Genomic DNA, 23,007 nt, shown 5'->3' with positions numbered 1-23,007 from the left:
CCCAGATGAACTCGGCATCCCGGCGCCTGTGGCGCACCAGCCCGCTGACCTACGTCGCGCTCGTCCTGGCGACGCTCTTCTCGATCTACCCGTTCTACTACATGGTGGTCATCGCCACCCGCAGCCTGGACTCGATCAACGACGTCCCGCCGCCGGTCACGCCGGCCGGCTCGTTCGGCGACAACTTCGGCCGTGTGCTCGACAACGAGGCGGCGAACTTCCTCACCGGCCTGCTCAACTCGGTGATCGTCTCCGGCATCGTGACGGTCTCCGTGGTGATCACCGGATCGCTGGCCGGCTTCGCCTTCGCCAAGCTGCGCTTCCGGGGCCGCAACGCCCTGCTGCTGACGATCATCGTCACCATGATGATCCCGACGCAGCTCGGGCTCATCCCGCTCTGGGGCATGATCCAGGACCTGAACTGGTTCGACACCCTCTACGCGGTGACCGTGCCGTTCCTGGTCAGCGCGTTCGGCGTGTTCATGATGCGGCAGTACGCCACCCAGGCCATCTCCGACGAGCTGATCGAGGCGGGCCGGGTCGACGGGGCGAGCACCTTCCGGATCTACTGGAACATCGTGCTGCCCGCGCTGCGCCCGGCCGCCGCCGTGCTCGGCCTGCTCACCTTCATGGAGACCTGGAACTCGTTCCTGTGGCCGTACGCGGTGCTGACCTCCGAGAACCCCACCCTCCAGGTTTCGCTGGCGTTCCTGTCGTACGCCTACTACACCGACTACTCGCAGGTGTTCGCCGCCACGGCGGTCGGCACCCTACCGTTGGTGATCGTGTTCATCCTGTTCGGCCGCCAGATCGTGGGCGGCATCATGGAAGGTGCCGTCAAGTCGTGAGCAACCCCGCCAGCCCGCCCGCCGCCAGCGTCGTCGACGACCGTCCGCCGCTGACCTTCCCGCCCGGCTTCCTCTGGGGCGCGGCCACCGCCGCGTACCAGATCGAGGGCGCGGCGGCCGAGGGCGGCCGGACCCCGTCGATCTGGGACACCTTCAGCCACACCCCCGGGCGGGTCGTCGAGGGGCACACCGGCGACGTGGCCTGCGACCACTACCACCGCCTCAGCTCCGACGTCGCGCTCATGGCCGAGCTGGGGCTGAAGTCGTACCGTTTCTCGGTCTCCTGGCCCCGCGTGCAGCCGGGTGGCAGGGGCCCCGCGAACGCCGAGGGGCTCGACTTCTACTCACGCCTCGTCGACGAGCTGCTCGCGCACGGGATCGAGCCGTGGCTCACCCTCTACCACTGGGACCTGCCGCAGCCGCTGGAGGACGCCGGCGGCTGGCCGGCCCGGGACACCGCCGCGCGGTTCGCCGACTACGCCACGCTGGTCGCCGACGCGCTCGGCGACCGGGTGCGCTACTGGACCACGCTGAACGAGCCGTGGTGCTCGGCGTTCCTCGGCTACGGCTCGGGGGTGCACGCGCCGGGCCGCTCGGACGGTGCCGACGCCGTACGCGCCGGGCACCACCTGATGCTCGGGCACGGTCTCGCCGTACGGGCGCTGCGCGCGGCCCGGCCGGGCGCCGAGGTCGGGGTGACGGTCAACCTCTACCCGGTCACCCCGGCCAGCGACGCCCCCGCCGACGTCGACGCCGCGCGACGCATCGACGGGCTGGCCAACCGCTTCTTCCTGGACCCGCTGCTGCGCGGGTCCTACCCGGCGGACCTGATGGCCGACCTCGCCGGCGTGACCGACTTCGGGCACGTGCGCGACGGCGACCTGGCGACCATCGCCACCCCGCTGGACGTGGTGGGCGTCAACTACTACAGCCGTCACGTCGTCGCCGCGCCGGTGCCCGGCGCCGAGCCCGAGCCGTACTGGCGGGCGCCGTCGTGCTGGCCGGGCAGCGAGGACGTCCGGTTCGTCACCCGGGGCGTCCCCGTCACCGACATGAACTGGGAGATCGACGCCCCCGGTCTGGTGGAGACGCTGCGTCGGGTGCACGAGGAATACACCGACCTGCCGCTCTACGTCACCGAGAACGGCTCCGCCTTCGTCGACGAGGTGGTCGACGGGCAGGTGGACGACCTCGACCGGCTGGCGTACTTCGACGCCCACCTGCGCGCCGCGCACGAGGCGATCGAGGCCGGGGTGCCCCTGCGCGGATACTTCGCCTGGTCGCTGATGGATAATTTCGAGTGGGCCTGGGGCTACACCAAGCGGTTCGGGATGATCCACGTCGACTACGACACCCAGGTCCGCATCCCCAAGTCCAGCGCCAGGTGGTACGCCGAGGTGATCCGACGCAACGGTCTGGCCGCACAATAGGCCAGGGCCAGCCATCAACGGTCGGCCCCGGCGCCACCCCGCACCGGGTGGCGCCGGGGCCGGTCCGCCGTCGGAGGAGCAGACAATGACAACGCAGCGCACCCGGTCGCTCGGGCGCCCGACCCTCGACGCCGTCGCCGCCCGCGCCGGCGTCGGTCGCGGGACGGTTTCCCGGGTGGTCAACGGCTCGCCCCAGGTGAGCCCCGAGGCGCGCGCCGCGGTGCAGCAGGCCATCGCCGAGCTGGGGTACGTGCCGAACCGGGCCGCCCGCGCCCTGGTCACGCAGCGCACCGACTCGATCGCCCTGGTGGTCTCCGAATCCGGTGACCGGGTCTTCACCGAGCCCTTCTTCGCCGGCATCGTCCGGGGCGTCAGCTCGGGGCTGCTGGAGACCCCGTTGCAGCTCTGGCTGGCGATGGTGCAGTCGCCGATCGAGCGGGAGCGGGTCGAGCACCACCTGACCAACCAGCACGTCGACGGGGTCCTGCTGCTGTCGCTGCACGACTCCGACCCGCTGCCCACCCTGCTGGAGGAGCGCGGCCTGCCCACCGTGCTCGGCGGCCGTCCGGCCCGGATGCTGCAACCCGGTGCGCAGCCGGCGTACTACGTCGACGTGGACAACGTCGGCGGCGCCCGGCGGGCGGTGCAACACCTGGCCGGCCGGGGGCGGCGGCGGATCGCCACCATCGCCGGCCCGCAGGACATGGGCGCCGGCCTGGGCCGGTTGACCGGCTACAAGGAGGCCGTCAAGGCCGCCGGGGGCGGGGTCGACCCCGACCTGATCGCGTACGGCGACTTCAGCGAGGGCAGCGGGGCGGCCGGCATGCGCCGCCTGCTGGAGCTCTGCCCCGACCTGGACGCCGTCTTCGTCGCCTCCGACCTGATGGCGTTCGGGGCGCTGCGGGCGCTGCGCGAGGCGGGCCGGCGGGTGCCGGAGGACGTCGCGGTGATCGGCTTCGACGACGCGCCGATCGCCCGGCAGGCCGATCCGCCGCTGACCACGGTCTTCCAGCCGGTGGAGGAGATGGGCCGGCAGATGGCCCGCCTGCTGGTCTCCCGCATCCGCGGCGACGAACTCCCGTCCCCCCACATCCTCCTCGACACCCAACTGATAGAACGCGCCTCCGCCTGACCCACCCCCCACCCGCCTCCCCGGGCCTTTCCTGGGTTGATCATGAAGTTGTTGCCGCGACACGCCGGGCGAGGTGACAACAACTTCATGATCGACGAGCCGGGTGGGGTGGGAGCGGGGTGGGTGGGGTTAGTTCGACCAGCGGCGGAGTTCGCGCTTGGCCAGCGAGGAGCGGTGGACCTCGTCGGGGCCGTCGGCCAGGCGCAGCATGCGGGCCTGCGCCCAGAGGGTGGCCAGCGGGGTGTCCTGGCTGACGCCGGCCCCGCCGTGCCCCTGGATGGCCTTGTCGATCACCCACTCGGCCATCGCGGGAGTGCCGATCTTGATGGCCTGGATCTCGGTGTGCGCGCCCTTGTTGCCGACCGTGTCCATCAGCCAGGCGGTCTTGAGCACGAGCAGCCGGGCCTGCTCGATGCGTACCCGGGACTCGGCGATCCACTCGCGGATCACGCCCTGCTCGGCGAGCGGCCGGCCGAACGCGACCCGCGCGAGCGCCCGCCGGCAGAGCAGCTCCAGAGCCCGCTCGGCCATGCCGATCAGCCGCATGCAGTGGTGGATCCGCCCCGGGCCGAGCCGGGCCTGGGCGATCGCGAAACCGTCGCCCTCCGCCCCGACCAGGTTCTCCACCGGTACGCGTACGTCGGTGAAGTCGATCTCGGCGTGGCCGCCGTGCGAGGCGTCGCTGTAGCCGAACAACGTCATGCCCCGGCGCACCTCGACACCGGGGGTGTCGCGGGGCACCAGGACCATGCTCTGCTGGCGGTGCCGGTCGGCCCCCGGGTCGGTCTTGCCCATCACGATGAAGATCTCGCAGCGCGGGTCCATCGCCCCCGACGACCACCACTTGCGCCCGTTGATCACGTAGTGGTCGCCGTCGCGGGTGATCCGGGTCGCGATGTTGGTCGCGTCGGAGGACGCCACCTCCGGCTCGGTCATGCAGAACGCGGAGCGGATCTCGCCCTCCAGCAGCGGACGCAGCCAGCGCTCCTGCTGCTCCGGCGAGCCGAAATCGGTGAGCAGTTCCATGTTGCCCGTGTCCGGGGCGGCGCAGTTGAGCGCCTCCGGGGCCAGGTGCGGGCTGCGCCCGGTCAGCTCGGCCAGCGGGGCGTACTGGAGGTTGGTCAGGCCGGCGCCGTGGCGCGGGTTGGGCAGGAAGAGGTTCCACAGGCCACGCTTGCGCGCCTCGGCCTTCAGCTCGGCCATCACCGGGGGCCGGGCCCACGGGTCGCCGGCGTCGGCCACCTGCGCGGCGTGCACGGACTCGGCCGGGTACACGTGCTCGTCCAGGAAAGCGGTCAGCTCGGCCCGCAGCTGCTCGGTGCGGGTGTCGTAGGTGAAGTCCATCAACGCTCCCTGGCGGCGGTCAGCCCATGTTCGACCAGCGGTGCCACCATGTCGCCGATCCGGTCGAAGCCCTCGCCGAGCGTCTGCCCGAGCGTGTGCCGGTAGTGGATGCCCTCGCAGATCACCGCGAGCTTGAAACAACCGAGCGCGACGTGCCAGTGCAGCGGCCCGACGTCGATGTCGCCACGCCCGGCGTACCGCTCGATCAGCTCCGACCCGGTGGGGAACCCGGCGAGCGGGCCGAGCCCGTCGGCGACGGGGTTGCCGACGGCCGACTCGCTGCCGCCGAGCACGTCCCAGTAGGTCAGCAGCAGCCCGAGGTCGGCCAGCGGGTCGCCGAGGGTGGCCATCTCCCAGTCGAGCACGGCCCGTACGGCCACCGGGTCGACGGAGGCGAGCAGGTTGTCCAGCCGGTAGTCGCCGTGCACGATCCGGCCGGCGTTGGCGCCCTCCGGCACGGTGCCGGCGAGCAGGTCGCGCAGCTCCTCGATGCCGGGCAGCGGCCGGCTGCGGGACCGGTCGAGCTGGCCGGCCCAGCGGCGGACCTGCCGCGCGAGGTAGCCCTCCGGCCGGCCGAAGTCGGCCAACCCGACCGAGGCGGGCTCGACCGCGTGCAGGGCGGCCAGGGTGTCCATCATGGCCAGCGCCAGCTCCCGCCGCTGCCCGTCGGTGAGCGGATCGGTCTGGGCGCGGGTGCGGAGCACCTCGCCGGGCACCCGTTCCATGATGTAGAAGGGCGCGCCGATCACCTCGGCGTCCTCGCAGAGCAGCAGTGCGGCGGGCACCGGCACGTCGGTCGGCGCCAGCGCGGAGATCACCCGGTACTCCCGGGCCATGTCGTGCGCGGTGGCCAGCACGTGCCCGAGCGGCGGACGGCGGAGCACCACCTCCCGCTCGCCGACTCCGAGCAGGTAGGTCAGGTTGGACTTGCCGCCCGCGATCAGCCGGGCCCGCAGCGGACCGTCGGCCAGGTCGGGCCGGTGCCGGGCGAGGTGACCGGCGAGCCGGTCGAGATCCAGCCCACGGGGGGAGGTGGCGGAGGCAGGCGAACTGCCCGGCCCGTGCGTGTCGACGGCCGGCTCGGTCATCCGATTAGTTGATGGCAGCTCCGCCATGTTGTCAAGGTCGGGGATTTTGACCGTGGGGACATGCCGCGGCAACAGGGGCGAAACGGCCACCGGCGACGCTGGGACCCAGCCTGCCGGCCACCGGCGCCGGCCCGCCGAGCGGAGGGTACGGAGATGTTGCTGCGAGTTCGGGTCACCCTGCCGGACCGTCCCGGCACGCTCGGCCAGATAGCGCGCACCATGGGCGTGTCCGGTGCGGACATCGTCCAGGTGGTCGTCCTGGAGCGCCTCGGCGGACGGGCGGTGGACGACTTCACCGTGCTCTGGCCGGGCGCGGCACGGGTCGAACGGCTGCTGGCGGGGCTGGCGGCGATCCCCGGGGTCCGGGTGGACGGGGTGTGGCGGGCGATCGGGACGCCCACCACCTCGGGGCAGGACGCCGAACTGCTGGCCCAGGTCGCGGCCAACCCGGTCGACGGCGTCGCCACCCTGGTCGACGCCGTGCCCGGGCTGCTCGCCGCCGACTGGGCGGTCGCCGCGGTCGTACCGCTGGACTGGGCGCTGCGGACCGGCGCCGCCGGGGAGGCCACCGTCGGGTACGCGAGCTGGCGCGCGCCCGTACCGCCGCCGCTGCCGGAGGTGACCCCGCTGCGCGCCCGGGCGATCAGCGTCTCGGACGGCACGCACTTCGCGGTCGCGCCGTTCGGCCGGGCCGGCCTGGTGCTGGTGGTGGCCCGGCAGTGCGCCGGGACGCCCGCCGCGGCGGCGTTCCACGGCACGGAGGTGGACCGGCTGGCGCAGCTCGTCCGGGCCGCCGCGGTGATCCTCGGCGACCGGCTCGACCTGGTCGGGGCGCGGCCGGTGGCCGCGAACCCCTGAGCCGGAGCGCCCGGGGTGGCGGGCGGTGTGGCGCAGCTCGCCGTGGCGAACCGGAGCCGTCACCCGGGGGCAACCGGCCCGCAACAGCGACCGGCGAGCCTCGTCAGGGGGAAGGGAGCGAACATGACGCTGTGGCGGATCCGGGCGACCGTGGACGACCGGCCGGGCTACCTGTCGGTGCTGACGACGAGCCTGGCGTTGCGCGGGGTCAACATCCTCGCCGTGCAGGTGCACACCACCGAGCGGGGCGCCGTCGACGACTTCCTGGTCGACGCGCCCGACACGCTCGACGAGGCCGGCCTCGTCGCCGCCGTGGAGCGGGGGCGGGGGCGGGACTGCTGGGTGGCCCGCAGCGAGGCGCGTGGTCTCGCCGACCAGCCGACCCGGGCGCTCGCCCTGGCCACCCGGCTGGTGCGGGACCCGGACTCGACCGGGGAGGCGTTGCGCACCCTGCTCGGCGCGGACGCGGTCACCTGGCGGCCCGCGCCGGCCGGCGCGGGGAACGGGCTCGCCGACACCCTCATGCGGCTGGACGACCCGCTCGGGGGGTCGTACGCGCTGCGCCGCGCCGTGCCGGGCTTCACCCCGGCCGAGTACGCCCGCGCGCAGGCCCTGGTCGAACTGTCGGCCGCCGTCGCGCGCCGGGCCGCCGAGCAGGTCACGCTGGTGCTGCCCGACGGCGCCGAGGCGGCCGTACGACCCGCGACCGTCGACGACCTGCCCGGCGTGCTCGAGCTGCACGAGGGGTGCTCGGCGCGCAGCCGGCACCGCCGCTACCTGGGCGGCGCGACCGTGCCGTCGGCGGCCCGGCTGCGCCGGCTGCTGGAGCCGGCCGGGGGCGTGACCCTGCTCGCCACCGCCGGCGGCGACGCCGGACAGCCGGAACCGGTGGTGGCGATGGCGAACCTGATCGCCGAGGGCGACGAGGCCGAGGTGGCCCTGCTGGTGCGCGACGACTGGCAGCGGCGCGGCCTCGGCTCGGCCCTGCTGCGCCGGCTGGTGCGCCACGCCGAGCAGATCGGCTACGCGGCCCTGGTGCTGCACGTGCACGCGGAGAACGCCGCCATGCTGCGTACGGTGCGGCGGCTCGGCCGGCCGACCCCGACCGAGCGCGACGGCGCCCTGGTGACCGTCACCGTCGCGCTCGTCGAGGGCGCGTCCACGCGACACGGTTGAGCCGTCGCCCGACGGCACGAGGTAGGGCACCGGCCCGGTCGCAGTCGTTCACCCCGAGGGAGATCTGCGCCAGTGCGGACACCGGTCGAGGCTAGCGGGTCAGGTGGGTCGCCGCTGACGCGAGGAAGGACACCCTGCAACCGCCGTGCGTCAACAGGGTGCCCTTTCTCGCGACTCAGGTCGCCGGGTAGCTGCTGTAGTCGGGGAAGTTGCCGTAGAGGCGGCCGTCGCCGCCCTGGGTCACCGCGTGCACCAGCAGGTCGCCGCCGACGAACGCGCCCTTCCAGGAGGCGCCCCGGCCGCCGAACGGCTCGTCCCGGTCGCCCCGGGAGCGCGGCTTGTTGATGCCCACCTTGAACGCCTGGAGGTCGACCGCGAGCTTGCCGGCCAGCTCCTCGTCGTCGCAGGCCAGCGAGGCGACCAGCGCGCCGTTGGAGGCGTTCATGGCGGCCAGCAGCTCGTCGGTGGTGTCCACCACGACGATGGTGTCGACCGGGCCGAACGGCTCGGCGTGCATCAGCCGGGACCGGCCGGGCGGGGCCAGCAGCACCGACGGGGCCACGTACGCGGAGGTGTCCTGCCCGTCGAGGAACGGAGCGCCGTGCAGCTTGCCCCGGTGCAACGGCACCGCGCCGCCGCGTACCGCCTCGTCGACCTTGCGGCGCAGCTCGTCGGCCTTGGCGGCGCTGATCAGCGGGCCGAAGTCCAGCTCGGGCAGCGGGTCACCGGCGCTCCAGTCAGCGTCGACCGCGAGCGGGTGTCCGAACCGGACGGAGCGCACGACCGGCAGGTACATGTCGAGGAACTCGTCGACGAGGTCCCGCTGGACCACGAAACGCGGGTACGCGGTGCAGCGCTGCTTGCCGTACTCGAAGCCCTTCTTGAGGTGCCCGGCGAGCAGGTCCCACTGGGAGAAGTCCCAGATGCCCCACGCGTTGAGGCCCTCCTGCTCGATGAAGTGCCGCTTGTCGGAGTCGAGCAGCGCGGCGGCGACCTTGCCGCCGTTGGAGCGCCCGCCGACGAACGCCACCGCGCCGATCTCCGGCGCCCGGACGAGCACCTCGGACAGCTCCTCGCCGCCGCCGGAGACCAGGGTGGCGGGCAGCCCGGCCCGGTACATCAGCGCGTGGGCGACGGTGAGGCAGACCGCCCCGCCCTGCGACGGGGTCTTGGCGATCACCGCGTTGCCGGCGAGCAGTTGCACCAGTTCGGCGTGCACGAGCACGCTCATCGGGTAGTTCCAGGACGCGATGTTGCTGACCAGTCCCGGCAGCGGCTCCCGGCCGTCGGCGAGCATCCGGTCGATCTCGCCGACGTACCACCGGACGCCGTCCAGCGCGCGGTCCACGTCGGCGCAGGCCAGCCGCCACGGCTTGCCGATCTCCCAGACCAGGAGCAGGGCGAGCAGGTCGCGGTGGGCGGTGAGCGCGTCCAGGGCGTCGGTGACGCGGGCCTTGCGGTCGGCGAGCGGGGTGTCGGCCCACGCCCGGTGCGCGGCGGCGGCGTGCGCGACCGCGGTACGGGCGGAGTCGGCGTCGAGGCGGGCCAGGTTGACCAGCACGGTGTTGTCCACGGGCGTGCGTACCGGGCTGGGCGAGCCCACGGCGTGCCAGCCGCCGCGGACGAGGTTGTGCAGCGTGGTGACGCCGTCGACCGGGGCGCCGAACGCCTCCGGTGCGGCGGCCACCGCGCGGGCGAGGGTGTCGGACCAGGCGGTACCGTCGGCGAGTCGTAGAGCCATCGAGATCTCCTCAGGGTTGACCGGGGGAGCGGCGGCGTCGATGGCACCGCTGGTGTGGCGTACTGTCGCGCGCCGGAAAGCGGTGCGGCAACAGTACGTTCGTATGCCGGAACGCCCGCCCCGCGTCGCGCCGGCCCCACCGCGTGTCGCTGAGTGTCTCTCGGGTCCCTGAACTGCGCCTACGTCGTTGACGTATCGACATGCTTGAATGGTGTGACGAATGTCCGGTGGGCGTGGCGGGCGCGCTGTGCGTCCGTCCGGCGGGTCGTCGGGGTGGGAGAAGAGATCGGCCGCCGGACGGGGTGTCCGGCGGCCGGTCGGCTGCGCCACGGGGATCGCCGAGCAGGTGGCCCGGCGCCGGGTGGGGTCAGCTGGTGAACGTCACGTTGTCGCGACGGCGACGCAGCATCAGCAGCGCACCGCCGCCGATCAGGGCGAGGCCGCCCAGCGCGATGCTGGTCGTGGCCACGCCGGTCAGCGGCAGGCCGCCCTCACCGCCGCCGCCACCGGTGCTCGCGGACGGCGAGGCGGTGGGCGGGGTCGACGGCGAGTCCGATTCCGACGGCGATTCCGATGGCGACTCCGACTCCGACGGCGAGGGGGACTCGCTCGGGGAGGCCGACTCCGACGGGGACGCCGACGGCTCCGGCGACTCCGAGGCGCTCGGCGACGGGGTCGGGCTCGGCGACTGCGACGGCGCGGTGCCCGCGCAGGTGTGGCTCAGGTTGAACTTGCTGGCGGTGCCGGTGATGACGGCGCTGCCGTCCAGCAGGGTCCAGCCGGCCGGGGTGAAGAGGTAGGCGTGCATCAGCCGGTTCTCGGCCGGGTACAGGGCGTCGGGGTGGGCGTCGTCGGCGTCCGGCACCGTGACGGTGACCTGGCCGGTGCCGGTCTCGAAGGTCAGCGTGAGGGTCTCGAAGCTGCCCGAGGCTTTGCCGCCCGGCAGGACGAAGTGCCAGCCGTCGTGGTCCGCCGGGCGGTCCGCGAATCGCGGATCGGCGCAGTCCTCCGTGGAGAATTCGCCGGCCGTCTCGTCCTTGTGGTCCGGGTTGATCTGGATGGTGCTCGACGCCCAGGCGGGGGTGGCGAGGGCCAGGCAGACGGTGGCGGCGGCGGTGGAAACGGCCGCGCGCGCCACGCGCCGACGGTGTGCCATGAGGATTCCTTCGGAGTTGATCGAGGGGGGTGGCTCATGATCGCACGGTGAGTGACGGTCCTGGGCATCGGCTGATCGGCCCGAGCTGCCGATACGCGTCACCCTTCCTCGGCTCGGCCGTGAGTCCATCACGCTCGGTGGGCGTTTCGATGTAACGATTTCGGTCCCGGAGGCGCTGCGGATCGCCCCGTCCGGCGCGACGGTCCTTCACAAATCAGCCGTGCCCGCCTTACATTGTCGACTATCCATGGGAGCGCTCCCGCGCCCCGTGGCCGTACCCCACCGTCCACACCACCTCGTCGCCACGCGGACCGGCACCGCCCGCAGTACCGCGCCCTTCCGGTGCCGACGGCGACACCACCGACAGGAGCACCGCCATGCGCCATCCGAGACGTCCACGCCCGCCGGGCGGCCAGCCCCGGTCGCGCCGCCTGCTGGCCGCCGGCGCCGCCCTCGCCGCCGGCCTCGCCCTCGCCGGCGCCGGTCCGGCGACCGCCTCCGCGGCCGGGGACGGGCCGCGGACCGCCGCGGCCACCAGCGCTGCGTCCGCCGGCGGCACGACGCGGGTCGCGCCCGCCGCGGCCGGCGCGTTCAACTACGCCGAGGCGTTGCAGAAGTCGCTCCTGTTCTACGAGGCGCAGCAGTCCGGCCCGCTGCCGAGCTGGAACCGGGTCTCCTGGCGCGGCGACTCCGCGCTCACCGACGGGGCCGACGTCGGGGCGGACCTCACGGGCGGCTGGTACGACGCCGGCGACCACGTGAAGTTCGGCTTCCCGATGGCGTTCAGCGCCACCATGCTCGCCTGGGGCGCCGTCGAGTACCGCGACGGCTACGTCGCCAGCGGCCAGCTGCCGCACCTGCTCAACAACCTGCGTTTCGTCAACGACTACTTCGTCAAGGCGCACCCCGCGCCGAACGTGCTCTACGGGCAGGTCGGCAAGGGCGACGACGACCACAAGTGGTGGGGCCCGGCCGAGGTGCTGCCGATGGCGCGGCCCGCGTACAAGATCGACGCGAGCTGTGGCGGCGCGGACCTGGCGGGGGAGACGGCGGCGGCGATGGCCGCGTCGTCGATGGTCTTCCGGCCCACCGACGCCGCCTACGCCGACCGGCTGCTCGGGCACGCCAAGCAGCTCCACACCTTCGCCGACACCGTGCGGAAGAGCTACCACGAGTGCATCACCGACGCGACCAGCTTCTACCGCTCCTGGAGCGGCTGGCAGGACGAGCTGGTGTGGTCCGCCATCTGGCTGTACCGGGCCACCGGCGACGCCGCCTACCTCGCCAAGGCCGAGAGCGAGTACGACAGGCTCGGCACCGAGAACCAGAGCACCACCCGGTCCTACAAGTGGACCATCGCCTGGGACAACAAGCAGTTCGGGGCGTACGTGCTGCTGGCCAACCTGACCGGCAAGCAGAAGTACGTCGACGACGCCAACCGCTGGCTGGACTACTGGACCGTCGGCGTCAACGGGCAGCGGGTGCCGTACTCGCCCGGCGGGATGGCCGTGCTCGACTCGTGGGGCGCCCTGCGCTACGCCGCGAACACCGCCTTCGCGGCCCTCGTCTACAGCGACAAGACCACCGACGCCACCCGTAAGGCCCGCTACAAGGACTTCGCCGTCCGGCAGATCGACTACGCGCTCGGCGACAACCCGCGCGCCTCCAGCTACGTCATCGGGTTCGGCGCCAACCCGCCGAAGAACCCGCACCACCGCACCGCGCACGGCTCCTGGTGGGACAGCCAGACCGTGCCCGTCGAGACCCGGCACACCCTCTACGGCGCGCTCGTCGGCGGCCCGTCGGCGGCCAACGACGCGTACACCGACAGCCGGTCGGACTACGTGATGAACGAGGTCGCCACCGACTACAACGCGGGCTTCACCTCCGCGCTGGCCCGGCTCACCCAGGAGTACGGCGGCACCCCGCTCGCCGGCTTCCCCCGCGCCGAGACCCCCGACATCGACGAGCTGACCGTCGAGACCACGGTCATGCAGGCCGAGCCGCGCGCCACCGGCCTGAAGACCATGATCTACAACAAGTCGGCCTTCCCGGCCCGCGCCCTGACCGACGGGAAGTTCCGCTACTACTTCCGCCCCGACGGCACCGGCCCCGTCACGGTCACCCCCGGCTACACCCAGGGCTGCCCGTCGCCGACCACGGCCAGGCAGTTCTCCGGCGACATCTGGTACGTCGAGGTGGACTGCACCGGGCACACCATCGCGCCCGCCGGACAGTCGCAGCACCGGATGGAGGTGCAGTTCAAGATCGGTGTGCCCGAGGGCGGCACCTGGGACCCGACGAACGACCCGTCGTACCAGGCGACGGCGGGGCCGAACCGGAAGGTCACGCTCTATGCCGGCGGCACCCGGATCTGGGGCGAGGAACCCGGGCCGGCCACCCCGGACACCACCGCGCCGACCACCCCCGGCACCCCCGTCGCCTCGGCCGTCACCGCCACCGGGCTGACCCTCACCTGGCCCGCGTCCACCGACGCCGGCGGCAGCGGGCTGGCCGGCTACGAGATCACCCAGGCGCAGGTGGGCAGCGACGCGCTCGTCCTGCTCAACACGGCCACCAACACCCTGGCGGTGACCGGGCTGCTGCCGGAGCGGACGTACCGGTTCACGGTGCGGGCCCGCGACGGCGCCGGCAACCGCTCGGCCGCCTCGCCCGTGGCCGAGGTGACCACGCCCGCCGCGCCGGCCCCCGACACGGTCGCCCCGACCCGCCCCGGCACCCCCGTCGCCTCGGCGGTCACCGCCACCGGGCTCACCCTGAGCTGGGCGGCGTCGACCGACAACGTCGGCGTCACCGGCTACCGGGTCTACCGGTCGGCCACCGGCGGGGACACACTGGTCGGCTCGCCCACCGGCACCACGCTGGCGGTGACCGGGCTGACCGCCGGCACCGCGTACCAGTTCCACGTGGTGGCCGTGGACGCGGCCGGCAACGTCTCGACGGCGTCCGCGCCGGTCGCCGTCACCACCGCCGACCCGCCCGCGTCCGGCGGCTGCGCCGTCACCTGGACGGCCAACAGCTGGGACACCGGCTTCACCGCGAACCTGACGGTCACCAACACCGGCACGACCGCGATCGACGGCTGGACCCTCGCCTTCGCCTTCCCGAGCGCCGGGCAGAAGGTGGGCCAGGGCTGGTCGGCGACCTGGACCCAGACCGGCACCGCGGTCACCGCCACCAACATCGCCTACAACGGCAGGCTCGCGCCGGGGGCGTCGACGAGCTTCGGCTTCAACGGCACCCACACCGGCTCGAACCCGAAACCCACCGCCTTCACCCTCAACGGCACCCCCTGCACCGCCTCCTGACGCACACCACCGTGGGTGGCGCGGACGTCACCGTCCGCGCCACCGGCGGAATCTCGGACAGTTGCCGTTCACGGGGAACCCGTCCCACCCTCGCGGCCGGCCGCGCCGCCCGCCGCCCCGCGCGGAGATCCGGGCGGTAGCCGGCCGCGATTCGGGGCATTCCCTCCCCGTGGAACTGGTGACGGTGGGGCACGGGGCGGCGGACCGGGAGCGGCTGGGCGAGCTGCTGACCGGCGCCCGGGTCGCGCTCGTCGTGGACGTGCGGCGGTTCCCGGCCAGCCGGACCAACCCGGACGTACGCCGGGAGGAGCTGGCCCGCTGGCTGCCGGCGGCCGGCGTGGACTACCGCTGGGAGCAGCGCCTCGGCGGCCGGCGACACACCCCGGCCGGGGTCGACGAGCCGGACACCTGGTGGACCGTCGCGGCCTTCCGGGCGTACGCGGCGTACACCCGTACCGCCGACTTCCAGGCGGCGCTGGACGCGGTGCTGGCCGACGCGGCGGCCCGGAGCACGGCGGTGATGTGCAGCGAGAGCGTCTGGTGGCGCTGTCACCGGCGGCTGATCGCCGACGTCGCCGTGCTGGGGCGCGGCGTGCCGGTACGCCACCTGATGCCCGACGGTCGGCTCACCCCGCACCGCCCCGCCGAGGGTGCCCGCCGGCTACCCGACGGCGACCTCGTCTGGGACGGCTGACCGGCGGGCGGGCGGCTGACCGGCGGGCGGGCAGGTGGCCGACGGCGGGGCGGGCGCGTCCGGCGGTCGGGCTCTCGGCCGGCGCGTCCGGGTCAGTCGACCAGTTCGTCGGCGAGCAGGTCCATCAGCAGCCCGTCGTGCCAGCGCCCGTCCTCGCCGCGCTCGTATCGGCGCAGCACCCCGACGGGACGGAAGCCGACCTTCGCGTACGCCCGCACGGCCGCCGTGTTCGCCGCCGCCGGGTCGATGGTGAACCGGTGGTGCCCGTGCGCGTCGATCAGGTGCCGGGCCAGGGTGCGGATGGCGTCCCCGCCCAGCCCCGCGCCGCGTACCGCCGGGTCGAGGAAGACGTCCATGCTGGCGTGCCGGTAGTCCGGGTCGTCCTCGGCGTACCACTGGATCGCGCCGACGACCCGGCCGTCGTGTTCGACCGCGTACACCGTCAGGGCCTCGTCGGCGAGGTCGGCCCGGACGGCGGCGGCGAGGTCGTCGCCGCCGCGCCACCAGCGTCGGACCTCGGGGGTTGCCCGGATCGCGGTGAGCGCCGGCACGTCCGCGGCCGTCGCCGGCCGCAGGGTCACCATCCGGCCCCGCAGCATCCGCCTCAGCCCCGGATCTCGCCGTGCTCGACGCAGACCGCCGCCCAGCCGACCGGCAGCACCTGCACCTTCATCCGCCGCCGGCAGTACGCGCAGAAGCGCGGCGGCTCCAGCATGCGGGCCGCCGCGCACGCGTCGTGCGACCCGGCCGCCACGGCCTCGCCGCAGCGGTCGCACCAGGCGGCCGACGCCCCGTCGGCCGCCGGCACCGTGTCGCTGCTCGTCACCGGGGTGGTCACAGCGTCGCGGAGAGCGCCTTGACCGGCATCTTCAGGTCGTCGAGCAGCTCCAGGTCGGCCGTCGCCGGTCGACCCAGGGTCGTCAGGTAGTTGCCGACGATGACCGCGTTGATGCCGCCGAGCAGGCCGTCGCGGGTGCCCAGGTCACCGAGGGTGATCTCCCGGCCGCCCGCGTACCGCAGGATGGTGCGCGGCATGGCCAGCCGGAAGGCGGCGATGGCGCGCAGCGCGTCCTTGCCCTCCACCACCGGCCGGTCGCCCAGCGGCGTGCCGGGACGGGGGTTGAGGAAGTTCAGGGGGACCTCGTGCGGGTCCAGCTCGGCGAGCTGCGCGGCGAACTCGGCCCGCTGCTCCACCGTCTCGCCGAGGCCGAGGATGCCACCGCAGCAGACCTCCATGCCCGACTCGCGGACCATCCGCAGCGTCTCCCAGCGCTCCTCCCAGGAGTGCGTGGTGACCACGTTGGGGAAGTAGGAGCGGCAGGTCTCCAGGTTGTGGTTGTAGCGGTGCACGCCCATGTCGACCAGCTCGTCGACCTGCTCCTGGCTGAGCATGCCCAGCGACGCCGCCACCTGGATGTCGACCTCGGCCTTGATCGCGGCGACGCCCTCGCGCATCTGCTTCATCAGCCGGGCGTCCGGGCCGCGCACGGCCGCCACGATGCAGAACTCCGTCGCGCCGGTCGCCGCGGTCTGCTTCGCCGCCTCGACCAGCGAGGGGATGTCCAGCCAGACCGCGCGCACCGGCGAGGTGAACAGGCCGGACTGCGAGCAGAAGTGGCAGTCCTCCGGGCACCCGCCGGTCTTCAGCGAGACGATCCCCTCGACCTCCACCTCCGGCCCGCACCAGCGCATCCGCACCTCGTGGGCGAGCTGGAGGGCGGCGGGAAGGTGCTCGTCGGGCAGGTTCAGCACGGCGAGGACGCCGGCCTCGTCGAGACCGACGCCGTTCTCCAGCACCTGGGTACGGGCCTGGTCGAGGATCTCTGGCATGGCTCGTACCCTACAAGGCCGCCCCAGCGGGGAGAATGGCCCGCGTGTCGGGGCCGGGGACGCCGGGTGGACACGCCGGGCGGTGGCCGGCGGGTGGTAATTTCGCCCGGCGGAAACGGCCGACGGCGGCCGGCGCGGGCGTGTGGGGGTGACGGTGGCGGACTGGCTGGCGGCGCTCGACCGCCGCGCCGTACTGCGCGCGAAGGCGGGACTCACCCGCCGGCTGCGACCCCGGGCCGCCGGCGATGCCATGATCGACCTGGCCGGCAACGACTACCTCGGCCTGGCCACCCACCCCGAGGTCACCGCCGCCGCGGCGCGGGCCCTGTCGGCGTACGGGCTGGGGGCCACCGGGTCGCGGCTGGTGCGGGGCTCCACCGACGCCCACCACGCGCTCGAGGACGCCCTCGCCGACTGGCTCGGCGCCGCCCGGGCACTCGTCTTCTCCTCCGGCTACCTGGCCAACCTCGCCGCCGTACGGGCGCTGGTGCGGCCCCGTACGCTGCTCGTCTCCGACGCCCACAACCACGCGTCGCTGATCGACGGCTGCCGGATCTCGGGCGCGGAGACCGTGGTGACTCCGCACGCCGACGTCGCGGCGGTGGCCGCCGCGCTGGCTGCCGCGCCGGGCCGGCCGGCGGTGGTCGTCACCGAGTCGGTCTTCTCCGTCGACGGCGACCTCGCCCCGCTGGCCCGGCTGCACGCCGTCGCCCGGGAGCACGGCGCGCTGCTGCTGGTCGACGACGCGCACGCCCTCGGCGTGACCGGCCCGGCCGGCGCCGGGGGTGTCGCCGCCACCGGCCTCGCCGGCCAGCCCGACGTGGTGGTCACGGCCACCCTCTCCAAGGCCCTCGGCGGCGCGGGCGGGCTGGTGGCGGGGCCGGAGGAGTTCGTCCGGCACGTGATCGAGACCGGCCGTACCTTCATCTTCGACACCGCCCTGCCCCCGGCCGTCGCCGCCGGTGTGCACGTCGCCGTGGGGCTGGCCCGGGACGGTGACCACCTGCGCGCCGAGTTGGCGGACCGCGCCGCCCTGGCCGTGCGCCGGCTCGGCGCCGCCGGGCTGACGGTCTCGGCGCCCGACGGCGCGGTCGTCTCGGTCGCCGCTCCCGGCCCCGAGGCGGCGACCGCCTGGGCGGCCGACTGTCGCGACCGGGGCGTCGCCGTCGGCTGCTTCCGGCCGCCGTCCACGCCGGACAGCCGGTCGCGACTGCGGTTGACGATCAGCGCGGGCGTCCCCCGGGCGGACTTCGAGCGGGCCCTGGAGGCCATAGTGGAGTGTGCCCCGTGAGCGCGAGGAGTGAGCGGGGTTTGCGAGCCCCGCAGTCGCGAACAAAGGTGGCCCCGTGAGCGCGAGGAGTGAGCCGGTTTTGCGAGTCGGGGTGGTGTCGTGACCGGGCCGTGGCGGGGGCCGGTGCTGGTGACGGGCACCGACACCGACGTCGGCAAGACGGTCGTCACCGCGGCGATCGCCGCCGCCGCGCAGGCGGCCGGCCTGCGGGTCGCGGTGGTCAAACCCGCCCAGACGGGTACGGCCGGCGGTGAGCCCGGCGACGTCGACGCGGTCAACCGGCTGGCCGCCCCGCTGACCGGCCGGACCCTGGCCAGCTTCCCCGACCCGCTCGCCCCGCTGGCGGCGGCCCGGGTCGCCGAGCTGGAGCCGCTGGAACTCCAGACCGCCGTCGACGCGATCCGCGAGGAGACCGACAAGCACGACCTGGTGCTCGTCGAGGGCGCGGGCGGCCTGCTCGTACCGATGGGGTTGCGGCCGGAGGGGACGCCCTGGACGGTCGCGGACCTGGCGGTGGCGCTGGACTGCCGGGCCGTGGTGGTCACCCGGGCGGGCCTGGGCACCCTGAACCACACGGCGCTGACGCTGGAGGCGTTGGAGCGCCGGGCGATACCGGCGGGTGTCGTGGTCGGGGCCTGGCCGGCCGCGCCGGAGCTGGTGCACTGGGCCAACCTGACCGACATGGTGCCGAAGCTGCTGGGTGCCCTGCCGGCCGGTACCGGGGCGATGGATCCGGGGGTCTTCCGCCGGTCCGCGTCCGGCTGGCTCACTCCGGCCCTGTACGGCGTGCTCGACGACTGGCGCGCCTGGGCCGAGGAGATCAGCTGAGCACCTGACTTTCGTCGGTGTCGACGCAGGTCGGGCGTGGGTAGCCTGGCCGCCGTGGAAAGTTGGGGGTCCGCAGCCCGACGACGAACCGCCGACCTGGTCCTGTGGGCGGCCACCGCCGCCCCGATCGGGTACGCGGGCGTCACTCCGCCGCACTCGGGGCGGGCCATCGCCCTGACGGTCGGCGCGCTGCTGCTGCTCGCCGCGGCGGTCGCGGTCAGCCGGCGATGGCCGGTGGCCGCCCTGGTCGCCGTGGTGCTCGGGTCACTACTGGACGGCAACTTCCTCTTCGCGATCCCGGTGTTCAGCTACCTGACCGGTCGTCGCGGCGTCACCGCCGTCCCGGCCGTCGTCGCCTTCGTCCTACTCGCGGCCGGTGGCACCGCGCTCAACCTCGGGCTGCTCGGCACCGGCGCGGCCACCTGGTTCCTGCTCGCCTCCGTACTGCTCTTCGCCGGGGTGTTCCCGTGGCTCGTCGGGCGGTACCGGCGCCAGCAGGCCGTGCTGGCCGACGCCGGCCGGCGGCATGCCGAGGCGCGGGACCGGGAGCGGCGGGGCGCCGCCGAGCGGATCCGACTGCGGGAGCGGGCCCGCATCGCCCAGGAGATGCACGACTCGCTCGGGCACGACCTGAGCCTGATCGCCCTGCGCGCCGCCGCGTTGGAGGTCGCCGGCGACCTCGCGCCCCGGCACCGTGCCGCGGCCGGTGAGCTGCGGGCCAGCGTCGCCGCGGCCACGGAGCGGCTGCACGGGATCATCGGGGTGCTCCGGGAGCCGGATGGCACGGCGAGCACCCGGCCGGCCGACGAGAGCGTCGGCGAGCTGGTCGACGGGGCCCGGGAGGCCGGCATGGCGGTGCGCCTGACCGGTGTGGACGCGCTGGCGCAGCTGCCCCCGATGGCCGCGCACGCCGTGCACCGGGTGGTCCGCGAGGCGCTCACCAACGCCGCCCGGTACGCCCCCGGCGCGGCGGTCACCGTCGTCCTCAGCCGCGACGACGAACAGGTCGAGGTGGCCGTCGTCAACGCACCGCCACCGGCCGGGCCGCTGCCGGGCCCGCCGTCCACCGGTTCCGGCCTGCTCGCCCTCGCCGAGCGGGTCCGGCTCGGCGGCGGTGCCCTGGCGGCCGGCCACCGGGACGACGGCGGTTTCGTCGTCCGCGCCCACCTGCCGGTAGCTGGGCCGGGCGGCGCCGACGCCCTCCCGCCCGTGGCACCCTGGCCCGACGGCGAACCGGCGGACAGCGGGCCGTCCGGGGACCGGTCGGGTGAGGCCGAGCGGCGGCTGCGCGACGCCCACCGTCGGGTTCGGCTCAGCCTGTTGACAGCGCTCGGCGCCCCGGTGGGCCTCGCGCTCGTCCTCTCGCTGGTCTACTACCCGGTCGCTACCGCCGGAACGGTCCTCGACGACGGGGCGTTCGCGCGGATGTCCGTCGGTGCGCAGCGCGCCGAACTGACCGGGCTGCCCCGACGGCAGCTCGCCCCGCCCGCCGGGGCGGCACGTCCCGGCTGCGAGTACTACACCGACGGCAACTTCCCGCTGGCCCAACCGACGTGGCGGCTCTGCTTCGTCGAGGGCCGGCTGATCACCAAGGAGCGGATCGACGGATGAACGCCGACACGGCCGGCCCGGTGCGGGTCGTCCTCGCCGACGACGAGGCGACGATCCGGGCCGGCGTCCGGGCCATCCTGGAGACCGACCCGGGCATCGAGGTGGTGGCCGAGGCCGGTGACGGCCGGGTCGCGGTGGAACTGGTCCGGGCGCACCGGCCCCGAGTGGCGCTGCTGGACATCCGGATGCCGAGGTTGGACGGGCTCACCGCCGCCGCCGAGATCCGCCGGCTGGTGCCGGAGACGGCGACTCTCATGCTGACCACCTTCGGCGAGGACGACCACGTGGCCCGGGCACTCGGGCACGGCGCGAGCGGATTCCTGCTCAAGGCCGGCGACCCGCGCGAACTGATCGCCGGGGTGCACGCCGTCGCCGACGGTGGCGCGTACCTGTCACCGCCGGTGGCCCGCCGGGTCATCGAGCTGGGCGGTGACCGGATGGCCCGCCGGCCGGTGGCCCGGGACAGGCTGGCGGGGCTGACCGAGCGGGAGCGGGAGGTGCTCGCGCTGGTCGGGGCGGGGTTGTCCAACGCCGAGATCGCCCGCCGGCTGCATCTGGTCGAGGGGACCGTGAAGAGCTACCTGACGAGCGTCTTCACCCGGTTGGAGGTGCGCAACCGGGTGCAGGCGGCCATCCTCGCGTACGAGGCGGGGCTGGTCGAGCCGACCGGCTGACCCGCCCCGCCCCGTCCCACGCGTCCGTGCGGCTCAGCGCGGCGTGGGCGTCACGCGTCCCGGCGGCGCAGCGCGGCGCGGCCCAGCAGCAGCGCCGCGCCGGCCCAGCCGGCCAGCAGCAGCAACCCGACCGGTGCCGGGTACGGGCCGGTGTCCCCGGCCAGGAAATGCCCGCCGGCGACGCCGGGGAAGGCGTCGGCGATCCGGTTGAGCACGGCGATGTCCGGCTCCTGCAACGACAGCGGCACGATCATCAGCGTGGCGACGAGCACGATCAGGGCGAGCACCGCGCTGCGCAGGGCCGCGCCGAGCCCGAGGGCCAGCACGCCGACCAGCGCCAGGTAGGTCGCCACCGCCACCACGTCACCGACGGTGCCGCCCGTCGGAGCGCTGCCCCAGCGGCCGAGCACCGGCCGGGCCACCAGCGCGCCGACCGTGCCCAGCAGCAGCCCGAGCGCGAACGTCACCGCCCCGGTCACCGCGGCCTTGGCCAGCAGCACCCGGCCGCGCGACGGCGTGCACTGGAGGGTCGTACGGATCGTGCCGCTGGTGAACTCGCTGGTGACCACGAGCAGGCCCAGGGCCAGCACGGCGTACTGGGTCAGCTCGACCGAGCCGATCACGACGCTGCCGACGGTGACGATCCCGGCGTCGTCGGCCGGGTCGTCGTTGGTGTTCGCGTTGGCCGCGTAGATGGCGAGCTGACCGGCGGTGGCGGCCATCAGGAGCACCCCGGCCAGCAGCGACCACCAGGTGGAACGTACGGACCACAGCTTGGTCCACTCGGCGGTGATCGCGTTCATCGTGCCTCGCTCCGGGTCGGGGTGCCGGCGTACTCGACGCTGTCGGCGGTCAGTTCCATGAAGGCCTGTTCCAGGGACGCCCCGTACGGGCTGAGCCCGTGCAGCCGCACCCCCGTCTCGTACGCCAGGTCGCCGATCCGTTCGACGGTGGCGCCCGTGACGGTCAGCTCGCCCGGGCCGGCCGGTTCGACGGTGGCCCCGGTGGCGGTGAGCCGCTCGGCGAGCGCGGCGAGGCCGGCCGGCTGCGGACTGCGTACGCGCACGGCCACCGCGCTGCCGGCGATCACCTCGTCGATCGGGGCGTCGGCGAGCAGGCGACCCCGGCCGATCACCACCAGCCGGTCGGCGGTGAGCTGCATCTCGGTCATCAGGTGGCTGGAGACGAAGACCGTCCGGCCCTCGTCGGCCAGCGAGCGCATCAGCTGTCGTACCCAGCGCACGCCGTCCGGGTCGAGGCCGTTGACCGGCTCGTCGAACATCAGCACCGGCGGGTCGCCGAGCAGCGCCCCGGCGATGCCGAGCCGCTGGCCCATGCCCAGGGAGAGGGTGCGCCCCGGCTTGGCGGCGGCGCGGGCGTCCAGCCCCACGGTGGCGAGCACCTCGTCCACGCGTCGGTCCGGTATCCCGTTGCTGCGGGCCATCGCGAGCAGATGCGCCCGACCCGACCGGGCGGGGTGCACCGCCCGGGCGTCGAGCAGCGCGCCAACCTCGTGCAGCGGGCGCCGCAGCTCCCGGTACGCCCGCCCGCCGACGAGTGCCTGTCCGGCGGTGGGGCGGTCCAGCCCGAGGATCATCCGCATGGTGGTGGACTTGCCCGCGCCATTCGGGCCGAGGAAGCCGGTGACCTGCCCCGGCCCGATGTCGACGGTCAGGGCGTCGACGGCGGTCGTGTCCCCGTACCGCTTCGTCAACCCGCGTAGTGTGATCATGCGTCGACGCTAGGTTCGTGGCCCCCGGGCCGACCGCGCCCGAACGACATCACCCGGCACTGACTTTCGTCGGGTCCCGCGGGCCACCCGTCCGGCTCACCGCTCGCCACCGCAGCCTCTGGGCACCCGGCCCCACCAGTGGTGATCAGGACGCCATGGGCCTTGAAACCGCCGGGAAGGGTCCGAGGCGTCCTGATCACCGAGCCTCGTGCCACTGCGCGGGCAACGCTCGCGTGAGTGCGCGG

General features: G+C 74.2%; 20 protein-coding genes. 11 read left to right on the top strand and 9 right to left on the bottom strand.

The window, feature by feature from the left end; genetic code table 11:
• The first annotated feature begins 5 nt into the window (after positions 1–5).
• The 3 genes from ACGFIR_RS10240 (at position 6) to ACGFIR_RS10230 (ending at position 3,410) form a co-directional block, all read left to right on the top strand.
• Positions 6–848, top strand: a complete 843-nt coding sequence (locus ACGFIR_RS10240; protein WP_393003970.1) for a carbohydrate ABC transporter permease — start codon at positions 6–8, stop codon at positions 846–848.
• Entirely contained in the window at positions 845–2,278 is a 1,434-nt protein-coding gene (locus ACGFIR_RS10235; RefSeq protein WP_393003968.1) for a GH1 family beta-glucosidase, read from the top strand. Before ACGFIR_RS10240 ends, ACGFIR_RS10235 begins: the two co-directional genes overlap by 4 nt.
• Positions 2,279–2,363: 85 nt before the next feature.
• A complete protein-coding gene (locus tag ACGFIR_RS10230; protein WP_393003966.1) occupies positions 2,364–3,410 on the top strand; it encodes a LacI family DNA-binding transcriptional regulator in 1,047 nt (348 codons plus the stop codon).
• A 129-nt stretch (positions 3,411–3,539) separates the two neighbouring features.
• On the opposite strand, the gene ACGFIR_RS10225 is transcribed toward ACGFIR_RS10230, so the two are convergent.
• Positions 3,540–4,754 carry an acyl-CoA dehydrogenase family protein gene (locus tag ACGFIR_RS10225; protein ID WP_393003964.1) on the bottom strand — a complete coding sequence of 405 codons (1,215 nt, stop codon included), beginning with the start codon at positions 4,752–4,754 and terminating at the stop codon, positions 3,540–3,542.
• Positions 4,754–5,842 (bottom strand): phosphotransferase family protein, encoded by a 1,089-nt coding sequence (locus ACGFIR_RS10220; protein WP_393144386.1) that lies wholly within the window; start codon positions 5,840–5,842, stop codon positions 4,754–4,756. The genes ACGFIR_RS10225 and ACGFIR_RS10220 overlap by 1 nt, the downstream gene beginning before the upstream one ends.
• 153 nt (positions 5,843–5,995) lie before the next feature.
• Here ACGFIR_RS10220 and ACGFIR_RS10215 point away from each other — a divergent pair, with 153 nt between their 5' ends.
• Together ACGFIR_RS10215 and ACGFIR_RS10210 are read left to right on the top strand one after the other, a co-directional pair.
• On the top strand, positions 5,996–6,700 hold the full coding sequence (locus ACGFIR_RS10215; protein WP_393144384.1) for an amino acid-binding protein: 705 nt from the start codon (positions 5,996–5,998) through the stop codon (positions 6,698–6,700).
• A gap of 123 nt (positions 6,701–6,823) precedes the next feature.
• A complete protein-coding gene (locus tag ACGFIR_RS10210; RefSeq protein WP_393144382.1) occupies positions 6,824–7,876 on the top strand; it encodes a GNAT family N-acetyltransferase in 1,053 nt (350 codons plus the stop codon).
• A gap of 175 nt (positions 7,877–8,051) precedes the next feature.
• Here the strand turns inward: ACGFIR_RS10210 and ACGFIR_RS10205 are convergent, their stop codons facing one another.
• Both ACGFIR_RS10205 and ACGFIR_RS10200 read right to left on the bottom strand, forming a co-directional pair.
• Entirely contained in the window at positions 8,052–9,617 is a 1,566-nt protein-coding gene (locus ACGFIR_RS10205) for an aldehyde dehydrogenase family protein (protein ID WP_393144380.1), read from the bottom strand.
• Between the two features lie 367 nt (positions 9,618–9,984).
• Positions 9,985–10,773, bottom strand: a complete 789-nt coding sequence (locus ACGFIR_RS10200; RefSeq protein WP_393144378.1) for an LPXTG cell wall anchor domain-containing protein — start codon at positions 10,771–10,773, stop codon at positions 9,985–9,987.
• A gap of 377 nt (positions 10,774–11,150) precedes the next feature.
• Here ACGFIR_RS10200 and ACGFIR_RS10195 point away from each other — a divergent pair, with 377 nt between their 5' ends.
• Both ACGFIR_RS10195 and ACGFIR_RS10190 read left to right on the top strand, forming a co-directional pair.
• Positions 11,151–14,102 (top strand): glycoside hydrolase family 9 protein, encoded by a 2,952-nt coding sequence (locus tag ACGFIR_RS10195; RefSeq protein ID WP_393144376.1) that lies wholly within the window; start codon positions 11,151–11,153, stop codon positions 14,100–14,102.
• A 169-nt stretch (positions 14,103–14,271) separates the two neighbouring features.
• Positions 14,272–14,796, top strand: coding sequence for a DUF488 family protein (locus ACGFIR_RS10190; RefSeq protein ID WP_393144374.1), 525 nt, complete (start codon positions 14,272–14,274; stop codon positions 14,794–14,796).
• Positions 14,797–14,888: 92 nt separating this feature from the next.
• Here the strand turns inward: ACGFIR_RS10190 and ACGFIR_RS10185 are convergent, their stop codons facing one another.
• The 3 genes from ACGFIR_RS10185 to bioB are packed head-to-tail and all read right to left on the bottom strand — an operon-like array spanning position 14,889 to position 16,626.
• On the bottom strand, positions 14,889–15,395 hold the full coding sequence (locus tag ACGFIR_RS10185) for a GNAT family N-acetyltransferase (RefSeq protein WP_393144372.1): 507 nt from the start codon (positions 15,393–15,395) through the stop codon (positions 14,889–14,891).
• A 5-nt stretch (positions 15,396–15,400) separates the two neighbouring features.
• Entirely contained in the window at positions 15,401–15,622 is a 222-nt protein-coding gene (locus ACGFIR_RS10180) for a hypothetical protein (protein WP_393003946.1), read from the bottom strand.
• An 8-nt stretch (positions 15,623–15,630) separates the two neighbouring features.
• On the bottom strand, positions 15,631–16,626 hold the full coding sequence (gene bioB, locus ACGFIR_RS10175; RefSeq protein WP_393003944.1) for a biotin synthase BioB: 996 nt from the start codon (positions 16,624–16,626) through the stop codon (positions 15,631–15,633).
• Between the two features lie 154 nt (positions 16,627–16,780).
• Here bioB and ACGFIR_RS10170 point away from each other — a divergent pair, with 154 nt between their 5' ends.
• The 4 genes from ACGFIR_RS10170 to ACGFIR_RS10155 all read left to right on the top strand — a co-directional run bounded on the left by ACGFIR_RS10170 (position 16,781) and on the right by ACGFIR_RS10155 (position 21,030).
• The gene (locus ACGFIR_RS10170; protein ID WP_393144370.1) at positions 16,781–17,917 is read left to right on the top strand and encodes an 8-amino-7-oxononanoate synthase; all 1,137 of its coding nucleotides are present in this window, start codon (positions 16,781–16,783) and stop codon (positions 17,915–17,917) included.
• A 123-nt stretch (positions 17,918–18,040) separates the two neighbouring features.
• Entirely contained in the window at positions 18,041–18,745 is a 705-nt protein-coding gene (gene bioD / locus ACGFIR_RS10165; RefSeq protein ID WP_393144736.1) for a dethiobiotin synthase, read from the top strand.
• 54 nt (positions 18,746–18,799) lie between these two features.
• The gene (locus ACGFIR_RS10160) at positions 18,800–20,356 is read left to right on the top strand and encodes a sensor histidine kinase (protein WP_393144368.1); all 1,557 of its coding nucleotides are present in this window, start codon (positions 18,800–18,802) and stop codon (positions 20,354–20,356) included.
• Positions 20,353–21,030 (top strand): response regulator, encoded by a 678-nt coding sequence (locus tag ACGFIR_RS10155; protein ID WP_393144366.1) that lies wholly within the window; start codon positions 20,353–20,355, stop codon positions 21,028–21,030. Before ACGFIR_RS10160 ends, ACGFIR_RS10155 begins: the two co-directional genes overlap by 4 nt.
• Before the next feature lie 50 nt (positions 21,031–21,080).
• Here the strand turns inward: ACGFIR_RS10155 and ACGFIR_RS10150 are convergent, their stop codons facing one another.
• Together ACGFIR_RS10150 and ACGFIR_RS10145 are read right to left on the bottom strand one after the other, a co-directional pair.
• Entirely contained in the window at positions 21,081–21,833 is a 753-nt protein-coding gene (locus ACGFIR_RS10150; RefSeq protein ID WP_393144364.1) for an ABC transporter permease subunit, read from the bottom strand.
• Positions 21,830–22,762: an ABC transporter ATP-binding protein gene (locus ACGFIR_RS10145; RefSeq protein ID WP_393144362.1), complete on the bottom strand. Its 933-nt coding sequence runs from the start codon at positions 22,760–22,762 to the stop codon at positions 21,830–21,832. The genes ACGFIR_RS10150 and ACGFIR_RS10145 overlap by 4 nt, the downstream gene beginning before the upstream one ends.
• Positions 22,763–23,007 lie beyond the last annotated feature (245 nt).

This window comes from Micromonospora sp. NPDC049051, from assembly GCF_043197575.1.
Taxonomy (GTDB): Bacteria; Actinomycetota; Actinomycetes; order Mycobacteriales; family Micromonosporaceae; genus Micromonospora.
This window is presented reverse-complemented; position numbering and strand designations above follow the sequence as displayed.

Excerpts from the sequence above, each read along its gene's own strand:
- ACGFIR_RS10205 (WP_393144380.1), bottom strand. The coding sequence starts at position 9,617 with ATGGCTCTACGACTCGCCGACGGTACCGCCTGGTCCGACACCCTCGCC.
- ACGFIR_RS10200 (WP_393144378.1), bottom strand. The coding sequence starts at position 10,773 with ATGGCACACCGTCGGCGCGTGGCGCGCGCGGCCGTTTCCACCGCCGCC.
- ACGFIR_RS10150 (WP_393144364.1), bottom strand. The coding sequence starts at position 21,833 with ATGAACGCGATCACCGCCGAGTGGACCAAGCTGTGGTCCGTACGTTCC.
- ACGFIR_RS10145 (WP_393144362.1), bottom strand. The coding sequence starts at position 22,762 with ATGATCACACTACGCGGGTTGACGAAGCGGTACGGGGACACGACCGCC.
- ACGFIR_RS10195 (WP_393144376.1), top strand. The coding sequence starts at position 11,151 with ATGCGCCATCCGAGACGTCCACGCCCGCCGGGCGGCCAGCCCCGGTCG.
- ACGFIR_RS10220 (WP_393144386.1), bottom strand. The coding sequence starts at position 5,842 with ATGACCGAGCCGGCCGTCGACACGCACGGGCCGGGCAGTTCGCCTGCC.
- ACGFIR_RS10185 (WP_393144372.1), bottom strand. The coding sequence starts at position 15,395 with ATGCTGCGGGGCCGGATGGTGACCCTGCGGCCGGCGACGGCCGCGGAC.
- ACGFIR_RS10215 (WP_393144384.1), top strand. The coding sequence starts at position 5,996 with ATGTTGCTGCGAGTTCGGGTCACCCTGCCGGACCGTCCCGGCACGCTC.
- bioB (WP_393003944.1), bottom strand. The coding sequence starts at position 16,626 with ATGCCAGAGATCCTCGACCAGGCCCGTACCCAGGTGCTGGAGAACGGC.
- ACGFIR_RS10210 (WP_393144382.1), top strand. The coding sequence starts at position 6,824 with ATGACGCTGTGGCGGATCCGGGCGACCGTGGACGACCGGCCGGGCTAC.
- ACGFIR_RS10230 (WP_393003966.1), top strand. The coding sequence starts at position 2,364 with ATGACAACGCAGCGCACCCGGTCGCTCGGGCGCCCGACCCTCGACGCC.
- ACGFIR_RS10155 (WP_393144366.1), top strand. The coding sequence starts at position 20,353 with ATGAACGCCGACACGGCCGGCCCGGTGCGGGTCGTCCTCGCCGACGAC.
- ACGFIR_RS10240 (WP_393003970.1), top strand. The coding sequence starts at position 6 with ATGAACTCGGCATCCCGGCGCCTGTGGCGCACCAGCCCGCTGACCTAC.
- ACGFIR_RS10225 (WP_393003964.1), bottom strand. The coding sequence starts at position 4,754 with ATGGACTTCACCTACGACACCCGCACCGAGCAGCTGCGGGCCGAGCTG.